Annotated in this window: 15 protein-coding genes; 11 read left to right on the top strand and 4 right to left on the bottom strand. The window is 69.9% G+C overall.

The window, feature by feature from the left end:
- The first annotated feature begins 113 nt into the window (after positions 1 to 113).
- The 7 genes from MKD38_RS28000 (at position 114) to purT (ending at position 7,374) form a co-directional block, all read left to right on the top strand.
- Entirely contained in the window at positions 114 to 1,292 is a 1,179-nt protein-coding gene (locus MKD38_RS28000) for a thiolase family protein (protein ID WP_252682239.1), read from the top strand.
- Positions 1,293 to 1,343: 51 nt separating this feature from the next.
- Positions 1,344 to 2,108 (top strand): SDR family NAD(P)-dependent oxidoreductase, encoded by a 765-nt coding sequence (locus MKD38_RS27995; protein ID WP_252682237.1) that lies wholly within the window; start codon positions 1,344 to 1,346, stop codon positions 2,106 to 2,108.
- Between the two features lie 27 nt (positions 2,109 to 2,135).
- A complete protein-coding gene (locus MKD38_RS27990) occupies positions 2,136 to 2,900 on the top strand; it encodes a crotonase/enoyl-CoA hydratase family protein (protein WP_252682235.1) in 765 nt (254 codons plus the stop codon).
- An 89-nt stretch (positions 2,901 to 2,989) separates the two neighbouring features.
- A complete protein-coding gene (locus MKD38_RS27985) occupies positions 2,990 to 4,015 on the top strand; it encodes a Bug family tripartite tricarboxylate transporter substrate binding protein (protein ID WP_252682233.1) in 1,026 nt (341 codons plus the stop codon).
- A 201-nt stretch (positions 4,016 to 4,216) separates the two neighbouring features.
- Positions 4,217 to 5,461: an MFS transporter gene (locus MKD38_RS27980; protein WP_252682231.1), complete on the top strand. Its 1,245-nt coding sequence runs from the start codon at positions 4,217 to 4,219 to the stop codon at positions 5,459 to 5,461.
- Between the two features lie 156 nt (positions 5,462 to 5,617).
- A complete protein-coding gene (locus MKD38_RS27975) occupies positions 5,618 to 6,097 on the top strand; it encodes a hypothetical protein (protein ID WP_252682229.1) in 480 nt (159 codons plus the stop codon).
- A gap of 71 nt (positions 6,098 to 6,168) precedes the next feature.
- Complete coding sequence (gene purT, locus MKD38_RS27970; protein WP_252682227.1) at positions 6,169 to 7,374, top strand: formate-dependent phosphoribosylglycinamide formyltransferase; 1,206 nt, start codon at positions 6,169 to 6,171, stop codon at positions 7,372 to 7,374.
- Between the two features lie 36 nt (positions 7,375 to 7,410).
- Here the strand turns inward: purT and MKD38_RS27965 are convergent, their stop codons facing one another.
- Both MKD38_RS27965 and MKD38_RS27960 read right to left on the bottom strand, forming a co-directional pair.
- A complete protein-coding gene (locus tag MKD38_RS27965; protein ID WP_252682225.1) occupies positions 7,411 to 8,739 on the bottom strand; it encodes a mechanosensitive ion channel family protein in 1,329 nt (442 codons plus the stop codon).
- An 82-nt stretch (positions 8,740 to 8,821) separates the two neighbouring features.
- Positions 8,822 to 9,139 carry a DMT family transporter gene (locus MKD38_RS27960; RefSeq protein WP_025586332.1) on the bottom strand — a complete coding sequence of 106 codons (318 nt, stop codon included), beginning with the start codon at positions 9,137 to 9,139 and terminating at the stop codon, positions 8,822 to 8,824.
- A 123-nt stretch (positions 9,140 to 9,262) separates the two neighbouring features.
- On the opposite strand from MKD38_RS27960, the gene MKD38_RS27955 reads away from it, so the two are divergent.
- A complete protein-coding gene (locus tag MKD38_RS27955; protein ID WP_252682223.1) occupies positions 9,263 to 10,171 on the top strand; it encodes a LysR family transcriptional regulator in 909 nt (302 codons plus the stop codon).
- A 28-nt stretch (positions 10,172 to 10,199) separates the two neighbouring features.
- Here the strand turns inward: MKD38_RS27955 and MKD38_RS27950 are convergent, their stop codons facing one another.
- Positions 10,200 to 11,423: an HD-GYP domain-containing protein gene (locus tag MKD38_RS27950; protein WP_252682221.1), complete on the bottom strand. Its 1,224-nt coding sequence runs from the start codon at positions 11,421 to 11,423 to the stop codon at positions 10,200 to 10,202.
- A gap of 224 nt (positions 11,424 to 11,647) precedes the next feature.
- Here MKD38_RS27950 and MKD38_RS27945 point away from each other — a divergent pair, with 224 nt between their 5' ends.
- Together MKD38_RS27945 and MKD38_RS27940 are read left to right on the top strand one after the other, a co-directional pair.
- The gene (locus tag MKD38_RS27945; protein ID WP_252682219.1) at positions 11,648 to 11,941 is read left to right on the top strand and encodes a putative quinol monooxygenase; all 294 of its coding nucleotides are present in this window, start codon (positions 11,648 to 11,650) and stop codon (positions 11,939 to 11,941) included.
- Positions 11,942 to 12,097: 156 nt separating this feature from the next.
- Entirely contained in the window at positions 12,098 to 13,099 is a 1,002-nt protein-coding gene (locus MKD38_RS27940; RefSeq protein ID WP_252682217.1) for a cysteine synthase A, read from the top strand.
- An 8-nt stretch (positions 13,100 to 13,107) separates the two neighbouring features.
- Here MKD38_RS27940 and prpR read toward each other — a convergent pair whose 3' ends face one another.
- A complete protein-coding gene (prpR, locus tag MKD38_RS27935) occupies positions 13,108 to 15,081 on the bottom strand; it encodes a propionate catabolism operon regulatory protein PrpR (protein WP_252682215.1) in 1,974 nt (657 codons plus the stop codon).
- Positions 15,082 to 15,361: 280 nt separating this feature from the next.
- Between prpR and prpB the strand changes: the two genes are divergently transcribed.
- Positions 15,362 to 16,270, top strand: a complete 909-nt coding sequence (gene prpB / locus MKD38_RS27930) for a methylisocitrate lyase (RefSeq protein WP_252682213.1) — start codon at positions 15,362 to 15,364, stop codon at positions 16,268 to 16,270.
- The last annotated feature ends 133 nt before the right edge of the window (positions 16,271 to 16,403 follow it).

The raw sequence follows: 16,403 nt of genomic DNA, 5'->3' as shown, positions 1-16,403 counted from the left end.
GTTTTTCCGACGCCAGAATCCCAATTCATCGTATCGGACGATCACTTTTCGATACAGACGTCTCAATATCCCTCGCACGACTCGCAACGCTCAGCTTTCTCAGGAGACTTCGCATGCAACAAGCCGTCATCGTCGACGCCATCCGCAGCCCGATGGGCCGCTCCAAGCCGGGCTCGGCCTTTACCGAACTCCATGCCACCGAACTGCTGGCGCAGGTGCTCAAGGCCCTGGTCGAGCGCAACCGGCTGGACCCGGGCCTGGTCGACGACGTCATCACCGGCTGCGTGACGCAGGCGGGCGAGCAATCCGCCGGCCCCGGCCGGGTGGCGTGGCTGGCGGCGGGGTTCCCCGAGCACGTGCCGGCTACCACCATCGACCGCAAGTGCGGCTCGAGCCAGCAGGCGGTGCACTTTGCCGCGCAGGGCATCATGGCCGGCGCCTATGACATCGTCATCGCCTGCGGCATCGAGTCGATGAGCCGGGTGCCGATGGGCTCGGCGCGCATCGGCCAGAACCCGTATGGCCCGTCGATGGAGGCGCGCTACGCACCGGGCCTGGTGTCGCAGGGCGTCGCGGCCGAGCTGGTCGCGGCAAAGTATGAGCTGTCGCGCGAGCAGATGGACGGCTACTCGGCCCGCTCGCACGAACTGGCCGCCGCCGCGCGCGAAAGCGGCGCGTTCCGCCGCGAGATCGTCGGCATCAGCACCCCCAACGGCGTGGTCGAGCACGACGAGACCATCCGCCCCGGCACCTCGGTGGAGAAGCTGGGCACGCTGCAGGCGTCGTTCCGCAACGACGAGCTGAGCGCGCGCTTCCCGCAGATCGGCTGGAACGTGACCGCGGGCAATGCTTCGCAGATCAGCGACGGCGCCGCCGCGATGCTGCTGATGAGCGAAGCGATGGCGCAGCGCCTGGGTTTGAAGCCGCGCGCGCGCTTCGTCGCGTTCGACGTCTGCGGCGACGACCCGATCGCGATGCTGACCGCTCCCATTCCCGCCAGCCAGCGTGCCATCAAGAAGAGCGGCCTGAAGCTGGAGCAGATCGACCACTACGAAATCAACGAAGCCTTTGCCTGCGTGCCGCTGGCCTGGCAGCGCGCGCTCGGCGCCGACCCGGCGCGCCTGAACCCGCGCGGCGGCGCGATCGCGCTGGGCCATCCGCTGGGCGCCTCGGGCGTGCGGCTGATGACCACCATGCTGCATGCGCTGGAAGACAGCGGCCAGCGCTATGGCCTGCAGTCGATGTGCGAAGCCGGCGGCATGGCCAACGCCACCATCATCGAGCGCCTGTAAGCGGCGCCCTGCCCCATTCCGCCATCCCGATCCCCAATCAAGGAGACACCCATGAAACTGACCAATATGTCCGCCGTCGTCACCGGCGGCGCTTCCGGCCTGGGCCTGGCCTGCGTGCGGCGCCTGGTGGAACGCGGCGTCGACGTGGTCATCGCCGACCTGTCGGAAGAGCGCGGCAACGCCGTGGTCGACGAGTTCGGCGGCAAGGTCCGCTTCGTCAAGGCCGACGTGACCGACACCGACCAGATGAACGCGGTCTACGACGCCGCCGAGGCCATCGCCCCGCTGCGCGCGCTGATCCATTGCGCCGGCCTGGGCGGCCCGGTGCGCGTGGTCGAGAAAGACGGCTCGCCGGGCTCGCTGGAAAAGTACGAGTCGATCGTGCGCATCAACCTGATCGGCACCTTCAACGCGCTGCGACTCGGTGCCGCGCGCATGGCGAAGAACGAGCTGGTCGACGGCGAACGCGGCGCCTGCGTGCTGACCGCGTCGGTGGCGGCCTACGAAGGCCAGATCGGCCAGATTCCCTATGCCTCGGCCAAGGCCGGCATCGTCGGCATGACGCTGGTGGCCGCGCGCGACCTGGCGCAACGCGCGATCCGCGTCTGCACCATCGCCCCGGGGCTGTTCGACACCCCGCTGCTGGCCAAGCTGCCGGAGAACGTGCGCGCCTCGCTCGGCGCCATGGTGCCGCACCCGGCGCGCCTGGGCGCGCCCGACGAATACGCCTCGACCGCGCTGCATATCCTCGAGAACCCGATGCTCAACGGCGAAACCATCCGCCTGGACGGCGCCATCCGCATGGCACCGCGCTGAACCGGCCGACCAGACAGGAGAGAACTGATGAGCGATACCCTGCTGAAGGAAATCCGCGGCAACGTGATGGTGCTGACCATCAACCGTCCCGAGGCCCGCAATGCGATGGACTTCGAGACCGCCACCGCGATTGCCGCCGCGCTGGATGAACTCGACGCGCGCGCTGACCTGAGCCTGGCGGTGCTGACCGGTGCCGGCGGCACCTTCTGCTCCGGCATGGACCTGAAGGGCTTTCTGGCCGGCAAGCGCCCGAGCATTCCCGGCCGCGGCTTCGGCGGCGTGACCGAGCAGCCGCCGCGCAAGGTGCTGATTGCCGCGGTCGAGGGCTATGCGCTCGCCGGCGGCTTCGAACTCGTGCTGGCGTGCGACCTGGTGGTGGCCTCGCGCGCGGCCAAGTTCGGCCTGCCCGAGGTCAAGCGCGGCCTGGCCGCCGCCGCCGGAGGCCTGATCCGCCTGCCGCGCCGCGTGCCCTACCACGTGGCGATGGAATACGCGCTGACCGGCGACATGCTGCCGGCCGAGCGCGCCTACGAGCTGGGCCTGGTCAACCGCCTGACCGATGCCGGCGGCGCGCTCGACGCCGCGCTGCAGCTGGCCGACGCGGTCGGCGCCAACGGGCCGCTGGCCATCGCCGCCAGCAAGCAGGTGGTGGCGCAGTCCGGCGACTGGACCCGCGAGGAAATGTTCGTGAAGCAGAAGCCGCTGATCGACCCGGTCTTTACCTCGGCCGACGCGCGCGAGGGCGCCGCCGCCTTCGCCGAGAAGCGCAAGCCGGTGTGGACGGGCAAGTGAAACGCCCGCACCTGAACTGAGAACGGCCGGCCGCAAGCCGGCCGTTCTTGCCTTGCCAAGCAGCCCATAAACATACGTGGAGGAGACCCATGACACCCAAGCTGCCCGCATCGTTGTTCCCATCGCTGGCCCCAGCGCTGGCCCATCGCAGCGCAGCACTGCTGCTGGCCACTGCCGCGGCGCTGCCCTGCATGGTCCCCGCGGCCGCGCATGCCGCCGCCTGGCCCGAGCGGCCCATCACCATCATCGTGCCCGGCGCGCCCGGCGGCACCACCGATATCCCGACGCGGCTGGTGGCGCAGAAGCTGTCGGCGATCCTCGGCCAGCCGGTGGTGGTCGACAACAAGCCCGGCAGCGGCGGCATCATCGGCACGCAGGCCCTCATGCGCGCGGCGCCGGACGGCTACACGCTGCTGGTCGGCAATACCGGCTCGCATGCCATCAACTACAGCGCCTACAAGCAGCTGTCCTACCAGCCGCAGGATTTCCTGCCGCTGACCGACCTGATCTCGTTCGCCAACGTGCTGGTGGTCGGCGCGCAGGCGCCAGTGCGCAGTGTGGCCGAGCTGGTGGCGCAGCTCAAGCAGTCGCCGGGCAAGTATTCCTATGCCTCGGCCGGCATCGGCCAGACCACCCACCTGACCGCGGAACTGTTCCGGCTGCGCACCGGCACCGAGGTCATCCACGTGCCGTACAAGGGCTCGACGCCGGCGACCACTTCGGTGCTGGCGGGCGAAACCACCTTCATGTTCGACAACCTGACGCAAGCGCTGCCGCAGATCCGCGCCGGCAAGCTGCGCGCGCTGGCGGTGACCAGCGCCGAGCGCCTGCCCGCGCTGCCCGACGTGCCCACCATGGCGCAAGCCGGCGTCAAGGACTTCGTGGTGATGGGCTGGCTGGGCTTCTTCGCCCCGGCCAAGACCCCGCCGGCGGTGGCCACGGCGCTGCAGGAGGCGCTGGGCAGGGCCATGCGCGATCCCGAGGTGGTCGCGCGCTTGCGCGACATGGGCGGCGTTGCCGGCGGCGAACCGCAGCCGAAGTTCGCCGCGCTGGTGCGCGGCGAAATCCAGCGCTGGGGCGAGACCATCCGCGCGTCGAAGGTCAGCCTGGATTGATCCCGCCGGGGCCTGGCCGGGCCGCCTTTACGAAAACGGAAGGCCGCCCGGCCCAAAGCCAAATTGACACGGCGGGGCGCCGCGGCATACCCTCGCCCTACCCTGCGGTATATTCAGTGCCCGCTTAAATCACAGACATTGCAGACATGGAAGGCGCCCGGGGCCCACAACGATAACGATAACCCCGCGACGAGACCAACCGTGCCCCTCTCCCCCGCCCCTTCCCGCTATGCAGGCCTGCGCCCGGCGCTGCCGATCCTGCTCGGCGCGTCCGTGATGCTCAGCCTGGCCATGGGCCTGCGCCAGAGCCTGGGCATCTTCATGCCGCCGCTGACGCGCGACATCGGCATCTCGGTGTCGGATTTCACCGTCGCCATCGCCGTGCAGAACCTGGCGTGGGGCCTGCTGCAGCCGCTCGCCGGCGCCTGGGCCACGCGCATCGGCTTCCGTCCGCTGATGATGGCGGGCTCGCTGCTGTACGTGATCGGGCTGGTGCTGCTGGCGACCGCGCACAGCCTGGTCGGCGTCACGCTCGGCGCGGGCGTGGCCATCGGCGCGTCGATGGCCTGCACCGGCAGCGCGCTGGCAATGGCGGTGGCGGCGCGGCCGGTGCCGGCGGCGCTGCGCAGCACGGTGCTGGGGCTGGTGTCGGGCGCCGGTTCGCTGGGCGCGCTGCTGGCGGCGCCGATCGGGCAGATGGTGACGCAGGCGTATGGCTGGCGCACCGGGCTGGCCGCGTTCGTGCTGCTGGCGCTGGTGATGCTGCCGGCGGCGTGGTCGGCCGGGCGCGTCGACCGGCTGCCGCTGGCGACACCGGCGGGGATTGGCCAGGACAACGCGCGCCAGGCGCTGGGCACCGCGCTGCGCCACGCGCCGTTCGTGGTGATGGCGCTGGCGTACTTTGTCTGCGGCATGCAGCTGGTGTTCCTGACCACGCACCTGCCGTCGTATCTGGACGTGTGCGGCATGGACCCGATGCTGAGCGCCGAGGCGCTGGGCGTGATCGGCGGCTTCAACGTGCTGGGCAGCATCTTCTTCGGCTGGGCCGGCGGCCGCTACAACAAGCTGATGCTGCTGGGCGGCATCTATACGCTGCGTTCGCTGGCGCTGACCTGGTATTTCTCGTCGGCACCGACGCCGCAAAGCACGCTGGTGTTCGCCGCGGTGATGGGCTTTTTGTGGCTGGGGGTGGCGCCGCTGGTGTCGGGCTGGATCGCCGAGACCTTCGGCCTGCGCTGGCAGGCGATGCTGGGCGGCGTGGCCTTCTTCAGCCACCAGATCGGCAGCTTTGTCGGCGCCTTCGGCGGCGGGCTGGTCTATGACGCGCTCGGCTCCTATACCGTGGCCTGGCAGGCCGGGGTGGCGCTGGGGCTGGCGGCGGGGCTCGCGCAGATCGCTTTCGCGGTGGTGACGCGGCCGCGGCCGCCGTTGATGGCGACGCCCTGAGCCGTCCGGTGCCCCGCGCCAGCGGTAAGAATCGGCGCAGGTTGTAAATCTGGCGTCACGCGGCAACCGCACAGGCCGCTACGGCGCGGGGGTGCCGCTGGAACGGTTCGTGCCTGTCTGCGCAGAGACGCAACGCTCAGACCCAAGGAGGCCCCCATGACCTCGACCGAACAGGAAATCCTGGTGTGCGGCCCGGAAGACGGCCGCTGGCACCTGGAAATGCGCACCGGCAAGGGCGCGCCGGAGCGGCTCGACGGCGAGTTCGACTCGCCCGAGATGGCGATCGCGGGCGCCCAGCAGGTCTATCCGTCGATCCCGGTACGCGTGGCCGATATCTCCGGCGCGCCGGCCCCTTCGGCGCCCGCGCATGAAGGCTCGCTGACCGACTACCACTACGGCGGCCACAGCGTGACCCGCGACGAGAAGCTGAGCGGCCGCGCGCATCCGTCCAGCGACACCTCGCAGCCGCCGCCGGGGCCGCACCCCTACCAGCCCACCGATCTCGGCAACCTGCCCCCGGGCACGCCGCGCCACGGCATGTACGGCGTCGCCTCGAGCCCGGCCGAGGCCGAGGCGGCCGACCGCAAGGACCAGGCGGCGCGACGCCCCACCGGCTCGCGCGACGCCGAAGACTAGGCCCGGCGGCGCCGGCGCGCTCGGCAGCACGTACAATCGCGGTTTTCCCTGCGCTTCGCCGCCCCGCCGCCATGACCACCCTCGGAACGCCCCTTTCCCCCTCCGCCACCAAAGTGATGCTGCTCGGCTCCGGCGAGCTCGGCAAGGAGGTGCTGATCGCGCTGCAGCGCCTCGGCGTCGAGACCATCGCCGTCGACCGCTATGACCACGCACCGGGCCAGCAGGTCGCGCACCACGCGCGCACCATCGCCATGAGCGACCCGGAACAGCTCAAGGCGCTGATCGAAGCCGAGAAGCCGCACCTGGTGGTGCCCGAGATCGAGGCCATCGCCACACCGATGCTGGAAACGCTGGAAGCCGCCGGCACCGTGCGCGTAATTCCGACCGCCCGCGCCGCGCGCCTGACCATGGACCGCGAAGGCATCCGCCGGCTCGCCGCCGAGTCGCTCGGCCTGCCCACCAGCCCCTACCAGTTCTGCGATTCGCTCGCGGAGCTGCAGGCCGCGATCGACGGCGGCATCGGCTACCCGTGCGTGGTCAAGCCGGTGATGAGCAGCTCCGGCAAGGGCCAGAGCAAGATCGACGGCCCCGAGGGCGTGCAGGCGGCGTGGGACTACGCCATGGCCGGCGGCCGCGTCAGCCACGGCCGCGTGATCGTCGAGGGCTTTATCGATTTCGACTACGAGATCACGCTGCTGACGGTGCGCGCGGTGGGTGCCAGCGGCCAGGTGGAAACGCAGTTCTGCGCGCCGATCGGCCACGTGCAGGTCAGCGGCGACTATGTCGAGAGCTGGCAGCCGCAGCCGATGCATCCGGCTGCGCTCGCCAGCGCCCAGCGCATCGCGCAGGCGGTTACCGCCGACCTGGGCGGCATGGGCCTGTTCGGCGTCGAGCTGTTCGTCAAGGGCGAGCAGGTCTGGTTCAGCGAGGTCAGCCCGCGCCCGCACGACACCGGCATGGTCACCATGGCCACGCAGTGGCAGAACGAATTCGAGCTGCATGCGCGCGCCATCCTCGGCCTGCCGGTCGACACCACGCTGCGCAGCCCCGGCGCCAGCGCCGTGATCTACGGCGGCGTCGAGGCCCAGGGGGTGGTCTTCGACGGCGTCGACCAGGCCCTGCGGGTGCCGCAGACCGAGCTGCGGCTGTTCGGCAAGCCGGAGAGCTTCGCCCGCCGCCGCATGGGCGTGGCGCTGGCCTACGCCGACGACGTCGACACCGCGCGCACGCGCGCGAAGGAAGCCGCCAGCCGCGTGCGCCCGCGCGCGGTCGGCTGAGCCGCCGCAACGCTGGCAGCGCCGAAGCGCGCCCCGCTACAGCGGATGGCTGCCCGCGGCAGCGCCGTTGGCCGGGGCATGCTGGACCGCCTGCGCCGCCGCCACCTGCGCGGCCGCAAGCACCGGCGCGATGCGCACGCCGTTCAGGTCGGCGCCCGACGGCGCCTGGTACAGCCGCAGGCCCAGTTCCGGCAGGATTGCCAGCAGGTGGTCGAACACGTCGCCCTGGATGCGCTCGTAGTCCATCCACGCGGTGAGCGCGGTGAAGCAGTAGATCTCGACCGGGATGCCCTGCGAATCGGGCTCCATCATGCGCACGTTCAGCAGCAGGTCATGGTGGATCTCGGGGTGCGCCTTCAGGTAGGCGATGCCATAGGCGCGGAAGGTGCCGATATTGGTCAGCCGGCGCCGGTTGACCGGGTCGTTGCCGGCGGCGATCAGCAACCGGTTGGCCTCGTCGACCTCGCGCTGCTTTTCTTCGAGGTAGTCATGCAGCAGGCGGAAGCGCATCAGCGCCTGCACCTCGCGGTCCTCCAGGAAGCGCACGCTGCCGGCATCCAATCGCAAGGTGCGCTTGATCCGGCGCGCGCCCGACTCGAACATCTGCCGGTAGTTGCGATAGCTCTCCGAGAACAGCTTGTAGGTCGGCACCGTGGTCACGGTGTTGTCCCAGTTCTGCACCTTGACCGTATGCAGCGCGATGTCCTTGACGTAGCCGTCGGCGTTGCACTGGGGCATTTCGATCCAGTCGCCGATGCGCAGCATGTCGTTGGAGGTCAGCTGCGTGCTCGCGACCAGCGACAGCAGCGTGTCCTTGAACACCAGCAGCAGCACCGCCGACAGCGCGCCCAGGCCGGACAGCATCCACAGCGGCGAGCGGTTGATCAGGATCGACAGCACCAGCACCGCGCACACCAGTCCCAGCCCCAGCCGGCCCACCTGGATATAGCCCTTGATCGAACGCGTCTGCGCCCGGCGGCTGCTGGCGTACACGTCCTGCCAGGCCCCCAGCACGCCGCCCAGCATCAGGAAGAAGCACACCCACAGGCTGGCATGCGCGAGGCGCTCGATCGCCAGCGCATAGCGGCCCATGTGCGGCACTTCGCCGATGCCGACGGTGATCACGGCAAAGCCCACCGCATACCCGAAGCGCCGGTAGGCCCGATGGCGCGTCAGCGCCGTGCTCCACGGGGTCTTGCCCCACACCTTCAGCAGCCGGTGGGCGATGCGCGACATCACATGGCCGAACAGCCATTGCGCCAGCGCGGCAATCAGGCATAGCGCGAGCAGGTACAGCGCGATCTGCGCCCACGGGTGGGTGGGAATACGTTGCTGGAACAGCTCCAGCAGGGCATCGAAATTCATGGCGGGGCGACTCGGGCCTTTGACTAGGCCAGATAGTGTACCGAACGCGCCCTGCCCCCCTCGCATGCCGTGCGGAAGCGGGCTAGGCCGGCAGCAGCTTGAGCCCGCCGATGCCGACGAAGATCAGCCCGATCAGCACCAGCCGCAGCGGCGACGCGCTCTCGCCCAGGAACAGGATGCCGATCAGTGTCACGCCGATCGCGCCGATCCCCGTCCAGATCGCATAGGCCGTCCCCACCGGCAGGTGCCGCAGGGCCGCGCTGAGCAGGTAGATGCTGGCCAGCGCGGCGCCGATGCCCAGCGCCGTCGGGCCCAGGCGGGTCCAGCCATCGGTATGTTTAAGCGCCAGCGCCATCACGATCTCGATCAGCCCCGCCAGCACCAGCAGCGTCCACGCCATCGCCATGTTTTTTCCTCCCTGAGCTTCGCGCGCGCCGGCATCCATTGCCGGCCACGCCAAGCCACTGTAGGCTGTGCGGATCCGCACGAGAACTGGCCAATCTTGCAAAAGGATTATGCAAACATGCAGGAAGCAGACTGGGACGACCTGAAATACTTTCTCGCCGTGGGCCAGTCCGGCTCGCTGGCCGGTGCCGCGCGCGCCCTGCATGTCAACCATTCCACCGTGCTGCGCCGGCTGGCGCGGCTGGAAGACACCCTCGGCACGCTGCTGTTCGAGCGCCATGCCACGGGCTACGCCATGACCGCGGCCGGCGAGGCGCTGGCGCAACGGCTGGCCGGGGTCGGCGAACAGATCGATGCGGCGCAGCGCCAGCTGTCCGGCCTCGACCGCCAGTTGAGCGGCCCGTTGCGCGTCACCACCACCGACACGCTGCTGGGCGCTCTGCTGATGCCGCTGTTTGCCGAATTCCGCGCGCAGCATCCGCGCATCCAGCTGCAACTGGTCGTCAACAACAGCTTCCTCAGCCTGAGCCGGCGCGAGGCCGACGTGGCGATCCGCCCGGCCAACACGCCGCCGGAATATCTCGTGGGCCGCCGCATCGGCCGGCTCCAGACAGCGCCGTACGCGGCGGGCAGCTACCTGCGGCAGCTCGGCCTGCCGGCCGCGGCGAACAGCCCCGCGCTGGCGGACTGGCCGGCCTATGACTGGGTCGTGCCGGACGAAGCCCTGTCGCACCTGGCACAGGCACGCTGGATCCGCGAGCACGTGCCGGAGCCGCGCCGCGTGGTCAGCGCCGACAGCCTGGTGGCGATGGCGGATGCGGTCCGGCATGGCATGGGCGCCGGCATGCTGCTGTGCCTGCTGGCCGACGACGATCCGGCGCTGGTGCGGCTGGCGCCGCCCGATGCCGCCATGGACACCGATCTGTGGGTGCTGACCCACCCCGACCTGCGGCACAGCGCGCGCGTGCGGGTGCTGGGGGATTTCCTGCATGAGCGGCTCAGGCAAGGGCGGTGGCTGGCGGGATGACACTCCCCGCGCAATGGCGGGGACCGCCTCACGCCGCCGGCGCATACATCCCCAGCAACTGCTCATCCGTAAAGCCCCACTCCGCCGCGTTCTCGAACGCCACCACGGTCTCGTCGCCATGGCGCAGGTCGATCAGTTCGGTCGGCACCGGCCGCGACTGCGATACCGAGTAGAACGCCATCACCTTGGGCCGCAGCGGATCGGCGTCATGCTGCGCGCACACCACTGCCAGCCGGTTGGAGCGCAGCCGCAGCACGGTGCCGAGCGGATAGATGCCGACGGTGCGTGAGAAGGCCTTGAACACGCGCCGGTCGAACAGCGTGTCGACGCGCACCGCCATGTATTCCATGGCGCGGGCCGGCGACCATGGCTGGTGCCCGGGGTGGCTGGCGGTGAGCGCGTCATAGGTATCGCAGATCGCGCCGATCCGGGCGTGCACGCTCAGTTCGCGCCCGACCAGGCCAAACGGGAAGCCGCGCCCGTCGACGCGCTCATGGTGGTGGACGCAGACATCGAGCGGGATGTTGGAATAAAGCCGCGCTTCGTTGAGGATGCGGTAGCCCGCCGAGGGATGGCGGCGGTAGGCCTCCTCCTGCTCGGGGGTGCGCTCGCCGGCGCGGAGGTTGGCGGCGCCGGGCACGGTCAGCTTGCCGATGTCATGCACCAGGCCGGCCAGGCCCAGCTCGCGCACCTCGTCGTCGGGCAGGCCCAGGGTGCGGCCGACCGCGATCATCAGCGCGCAGACCGCGAACGCATGCAGGTAGTTGTCGTCGCCGCGCGCCTTGAGCCGCGCCAGCGCCAGCAGCGCCTGCCCATGGCGCGACAGCGAGCGCGAGGCCGCGTCGACCAGCAGCAGCGCGCCGCTGACCTCCAGCGCCCGCCCCATGCGCACGTCGGCAAACATCGAGCCGATCACGGCCTTGCCGGATTGCAGCAGTTCGCGCGCATGCACGATCTCGGCTTCGAGCGTGGTGGCTGGCGGCGCGTCAGCCGGGCCACCGGCACTGGGCGCAGGCTGGGCCGTGGCAATGGCCGAGGCTGCGTCGACCGCCTCTTCCGGCGCCGGCAGATTGCGGCCCTTCAGGATATCGATCCAGATTTCGCGCACGCCCGCCGACTGGATCTGCCGTACCTGCTCCTCGCTGGCGACCAGGAAGCGCGCGCGCCAGAACGGATGGTTGATCCAGGGCCCGCCCAGCCTGGCGACGAACATCCCGACCTGCAATTGCTCCGACCCAATGCGTCTCAGCATGCGCCAACCCCTCGGATGATGGTTTTCTTGTTGTCGTTCCGGCTATCGGCACTGGCGGGCATAACTTGAGCGCCGGCCACGGCAGGAACCGCGCCGCGCACCCTTGTCAAGCGCCGCCCGAATGCCCGGACGGCGCCGTCGGGCATTGCCGGCGCGGCCATGGCCGCCGCTACAATGGCTGGCCCAGTGCTCACAGACGCCCAGCCAGTCGCCCCCGTTCACCCATGTCCGGAACGTACACGCTAGTCGGCATCGCCCGTGCCAAGACCCACCGCCGCGACGCGCTGGTCTCCCAGCTCACCGCGCTGCGCTCGCGCGGGCTGACCGAGCCCGGCTGCCTGGACTACCACGTCGGGCAGGATGCCGAGGACGCGCGGGTGTTCGTCATCTACATGGTCTGGGACTCCAAGCGCGCGCTCGAATCGCACCTGAACCGCCCGTATATGCGCGATTTCCACGCCGCGCGCTCCGACTTCGTCGAGGGCGATTTCAGCTTCCGCTGGCTCAACGCCGCCTGAGCCCGCTGGCTCGGTGCCGCCTTTGCGCAAGGCGCTATCCCGGTCACTTTCTGCTGTTCCAGCGCGCCTGCCGCCGCGCTCCGCCCGCTTGTCATTCCCGCCGCACCGACCTATCAATCAAGGTGACGCCCGCCAAGGGCGCGGCAGGAGTGCACCATGGAAGTCAGGGATGGATTTGCCGGCACCATCGGCCACACGCCGCTGATCCGGCTGGCCGGCCTGAGCGCCGACACCGGCTGCGACATCTACGGCAAGGCGGAATTTCTCAATCCCGGCGGCTCGGTCAAGGACCGCGCGGCGCTCTACATCATCCGCGACGCCGAGCGGCGCGGGCTGCTGAAGCCGGGCGGCACGGTGATCGAAGGCACCGCCGGCAATACCGGCATCGGCCTGGCGCACCTGTGCGCGGCGCGCGGCTACCGCTGCATCGTGGTGATTCCCGACACGCAATCCCCGGAAAAGATGGAGCGGCTGCGCATGCTGGGCGCCGAGGTGCGCGCGGTACCGGCCAAGCCGTATGCCGATCCCGACAACTACCAGAAGATTGCCGGCCGGCTCGCCGACGAAACCGATAACGCGATCTGGGCCAACCAGTTCGACAACCTCGCCAACCGCCAGGCCCACTACGAGACCACCGGCCCCGAGATCTGGCAGGCCACCGCCGGCCATATCGACGCCTTCACCTGCGCCACCGGCACCGGCGGCTCGCTGGCGGGCATCGCGCGCTGCCTGAAGGAACACCAGCCGGGCGTGCGCATCGTGCTGGCCGACCCGCACGGCAGCGGCCTGTATCACTTCGTCAAGCACCGCGAGGTCAAGGCCGAAGGCAGCTCGATCACCGAAGGCATCGGTTCCAGCCGCGTCACCGCCAACCTGCAGGACACGCCGATCGACGATGCCGTGCGCATCGACGACCAGACCTGCGTCGACATGGTCTACCGGCTGCTGCGCGAGGAAGGGCTGTTCGTGGGCGGCTCGTCCGGCATCAACGTCGGCGCCGCGGTGGCGCTGGCGCGCGAGATGGGGCCGGGGCACACCATCGTCACGCTGCTGTGCGACCGTGGCGACCTGTATATGGGGCGGCTGTTCAATGAAGCGTGGCTGCAGGGCAAGGGGCTGCAGCCGATTCCGTTCCGCCGGGCCAGCCCCGCAGGGTAACGTCCAGGCTAGGCCGCCTTCAGCCGCCGCCAGAGCGTGGTCGGGCTGATGCCGAGGATATGGCAGGCGGCGGTCCGGTCGCCGCCGCACTCTTCCAGCACGCGCCGGATATGGTCGACCTCGCTGGATTGCTTGACGCGTGCCAGCGAGCGGCGCGCCCGCGCGGCCGGCACCGCCGGTGCGGCTTCGGCTCCGGGCGCGGGCGCAGTGGCAAGTGCGGCCTCGCCGAACAGCTCGGGCGCGGCGGCCTGCAGTTCGCGCTGCAGGGCCTCGCCGTCGAGCCGGCGGCCGGCGACCAGCACCGCGATGCGCTCGGTCACGTTTTCCAGCTCGCGGATATTGCCGGGCCAGCGGTAGCGCGCCAGCCGCGCGCGCGCCGCCGCGGGCAGGCGCTGCGGCCGTTCCAGCCCGAGCCGGTCCTGCGCGCGGCGGTACAGCAGCTCGGCCAGCTCCGGCAGGTCTTCGGCGCGCTCGCGCAGCGGCGGCATGGCGATGCGCAGGATGTTGAGGCGGTAATACAAGTCCTGGCGGAAGCTGCCGTCGCGCACCATCGCGGCCAGGTCGCGATGGGTGGCGGCGATCACGCGCACGTTCACCGGCACCGCGTCGAGCCCGCCGATCGGCAGCACCTGCTTTTCCTGCAGCACGCGCAGCAGGCGCGTCTGCAGCGCGGACGGCATGTCGCCGACCTCGTCCAGAAACAGCGTGCCGTTGTGGGCCGACTCGAACAGGCCAGCCTTGCCGCCGCGGCGCGCGCCGGTGAAGGCGCCCTCTTCATAGCCGAACAGCTCGCTTTCCAGCAGCGCCTCGGGGAAGGCGGCGCAGTTGACCGCGACGAACGGGAACGCGCGGCGCGGGCTGGCGTCGTGCATGCCTTGCGCCAGCACCTCCTTGCCGGTGCCGCTCTCGCCGCCGATCAGCACGGTCGAGTCCACCACGGCGTAGCGCCGCGCCAGTTCGCGCAGCGCCGTCATCACCGTCGAGGTACCGGCCAGGTCGTCGAGGCTGTAGCGCACCGCCGCCGGCCGCGCACGGCTGCGCGAGCGCAGGTTGCGGTCGACGCGCTGGATCGCGCTGGCGTCCTGGATGGTCAGCACCGCGCCGGTGGTGCCGGCCTCGCCCAGGATCGGGATGCGGTTGACCACCACCATCTTGTCGCCCAGCTTGTGGATCGCCTCGAGCTCCTTGTCGCCGGTCTGCATCACGCCTTCCAGCGCCAGGCTGGGCGCCAGCGTCTGCAGCTTGCGCCCCACCGCGGCGGCGGCGGAGGTGCCGAGGAAGCGCTCCATGGCCGGGTTGAACGACTGGATCCGCCCCTGCGCATCGACCGCCGCCACGCCCTCGTTCAGGTGCGCCAGGATGGTGTTGACGTAGTCGCGCCGGGTGGCCTCGATGCGGCGCAGGCGCGCGGCCTCGATCGCGTCTTCCAGCGCCATGCGCACCGAGTTGCCGGAGTACAGGAACACGCCGGTCAGGCCATAGCGGTCGGCCAGGTCAGTCACCAGGCCGGGGCCCACCACCACCTGGATGCCCTCTTGCTTGAGCGCCTTCACGCGCGCCACGGCGTCGTCCTCGGTCAGGTAGGTGTAGGCCGGCACCGACAGCGAGAACGCGCGGACGAATTCGTCGACCTCGGCATAGGTCGCCGCGTGCGTGACCAGCGCCACGCGCGGCGAGATCCGCCGCGCCGTGGCCAGCGCGCTCATCACGTCGAAGCCCGTGACCTTGACCAGCACCACCGGCACGTCGACATGCTGGCGCAGGTAGGCGCCGTTGGAGCCGCCGGCGACGACCACGTCGAGCCGGCCCTCGCGCGCCTCGCGCGACACCGCGCTGGCGGCGGCCTCGAAACCCTTGCCGACGATGCGGAATTCGGCGCGGTCGGCATAGGCAGGAATCAGGTCGGCAAAGGCACGCGCGAGGCGGCTGATGCCGATTGCCCAGATGCGCGGGCGGCCTTGCGTGGAAACGGGCGGAGCCATGATGCGGTGCGGAAGGAAAGTCGGATGAAAAGCAGGAGGAACGGGCGTACAGTGCTGTCACATTGTCCGCTACGCGGCCCGGGATTTCAACTTTGAATTCCAAAACTCAGGGTTTGGATTTCAAAAGTGCGGAAATCCTGGCATGGAGACCACGACGAAACCCGCCGCCCTGCCCGCCAGCCTAACGATGGCAAGGGATTCCGGGCTTTCCGGCCGCATTCGCAAGGCCTGGCACAGCCCTTGCAGTATCTGGCTTGTCCTGTCCACCAACGCATACGCCATGACCTACTCCGCTTCCGACCTCGCGCGCTCCGCTGGCGCCCGCTTCCGCCAGGCGCTGGCCGACGAACACCCGCTGCAGGTGGTCGGCGCCATCAACGCCAACCATGCGCTGCTGGCCAAGCGCGCCGGCTACCGCGCCATCTACCTGTCGGGCGGCGGCGTCGCGGCCGGCTCGCTGGGCCTGCCGGACCTGGGCATCTCGAACCTGGACGACGTGCTGACCGACATCCGCCGCATTACCGACGTGTGCGACACGCCGCTGCTGGTCGACGTCGACACCGGCTTCGGCGCCTCGGCCTTCAACGTGGCCCGCACCACCAAATCGCTGATCAAGTTCGGCGCCGCGGCCATGCATATCGAGGACCAGGTCGGCGCCAAGCGCTGCGGCCACCGTCCCAACAAGGAAATCGTCACCCAGGGCGAAATGGTCGACCGCATCAAGGCCGCCGTCGACGCCCGCACCGACGACAACTTCGTCATCATGGCCCGCACCGACGCGCTCGCCGTCGAAGGCCTGGACAAGGCGATCGAGCGCGCGGTGGCGTGCGTGGAAGCCGGCGCCGACGCGATCTTCCCGGAAGCCATGACCGACCTTGGCATGTACCGCAAGTTCGTCGACGCGGTGAAGGTGCCGGTGCTGGCCAACATCACCGAATTCGGCGCCACGCCGCTGTTCACCACCGAGGAACTGGGCGGCGCCGGCGTGTCGATGGTGCTGTACCCGCTGTCGGCCTTCCGCGCCATGAACAAGGCTGCGGAAAACGTGTACGCGGCGATCCGCCGCGACGGCACGCAGAAGAACGTGGTCGATACCATGCAGACCCGCGCCGAGCTCTACGAGAGCATCGGCTACCATGACTTCGAGCAGAAGCTCGACGCCCTGTTCGCACAAGGCAAGGGCAAGTAAGCGACCAGACGCAGGCGCGGCCGGGGCGGGGCTATCCCTTCCCGGCCGCTTGCACGACCAAAGACAGGCAACACCAGGCATCACACCAAGGAGACCCAGATGTCCGAAGCGCAACCGCTCGTCACTCCCAAGC

It is taken from the genome of Cupriavidus sp. WGlv3 (genome assembly GCF_023952475.1).
GTDB classification, from domain to species: Bacteria; Pseudomonadota; Gammaproteobacteria; order Burkholderiales; family Burkholderiaceae; genus Cupriavidus; species Cupriavidus phytorum.
Note: the sequence above shows the minus strand (reverse complement) of the source record. Positions and strands in the feature narration are given on the sequence as shown.

Coding starts and splice junctions, on each gene's coding strand:
- MKD38_RS27995 (WP_252682237.1), top strand. CDS start 1,344: ATGAAACTGACCAATATGTCCGCCGTCGTCACCGGCGGCGCTTCCGGC.
- purT (WP_252682227.1), top strand. CDS start 6,169: ATGACCACCCTCGGAACGCCCCTTTCCCCCTCCGCCACCAAAGTGATG.
- MKD38_RS27965 (WP_252682225.1), bottom strand. CDS start 8,739: ATGAATTTCGATGCCCTGCTGGAGCTGTTCCAGCAACGTATTCCCACC.
- MKD38_RS27940 (WP_252682217.1), top strand. CDS start 12,098: ATGGAAGTCAGGGATGGATTTGCCGGCACCATCGGCCACACGCCGCTG.
- MKD38_RS27950 (WP_252682221.1), bottom strand. CDS start 11,423: ATGCTGAGACGCATTGGGTCGGAGCAATTGCAGGTCGGGATGTTCGTC.
- MKD38_RS27960 (WP_025586332.1), bottom strand. CDS start 9,139: ATGGCGTGGACGCTGCTGGTGCTGGCGGGGCTGATCGAGATCGTGATG.
- MKD38_RS27955 (WP_252682223.1), top strand. CDS start 9,263: ATGCAGGAAGCAGACTGGGACGACCTGAAATACTTTCTCGCCGTGGGC.
- MKD38_RS27945 (WP_252682219.1), top strand. CDS start 11,648: ATGTCCGGAACGTACACGCTAGTCGGCATCGCCCGTGCCAAGACCCAC.
- prpB (WP_252682213.1), top strand. CDS start 15,362: ATGACCTACTCCGCTTCCGACCTCGCGCGCTCCGCTGGCGCCCGCTTC.
- MKD38_RS27985 (WP_252682233.1), top strand. CDS start 2,990: ATGACACCCAAGCTGCCCGCATCGTTGTTCCCATCGCTGGCCCCAGCG.
- MKD38_RS27990 (WP_252682235.1), top strand. CDS start 2,136: ATGAGCGATACCCTGCTGAAGGAAATCCGCGGCAACGTGATGGTGCTG.
- MKD38_RS28000 (WP_252682239.1), top strand. CDS start 114: ATGCAACAAGCCGTCATCGTCGACGCCATCCGCAGCCCGATGGGCCGC.
- prpR (WP_252682215.1), bottom strand. CDS start 15,081: ATGGCTCCGCCCGTTTCCACGCAAGGCCGCCCGCGCATCTGGGCAATC.
- MKD38_RS27975 (WP_252682229.1), top strand. CDS start 5,618: ATGACCTCGACCGAACAGGAAATCCTGGTGTGCGGCCCGGAAGACGGC.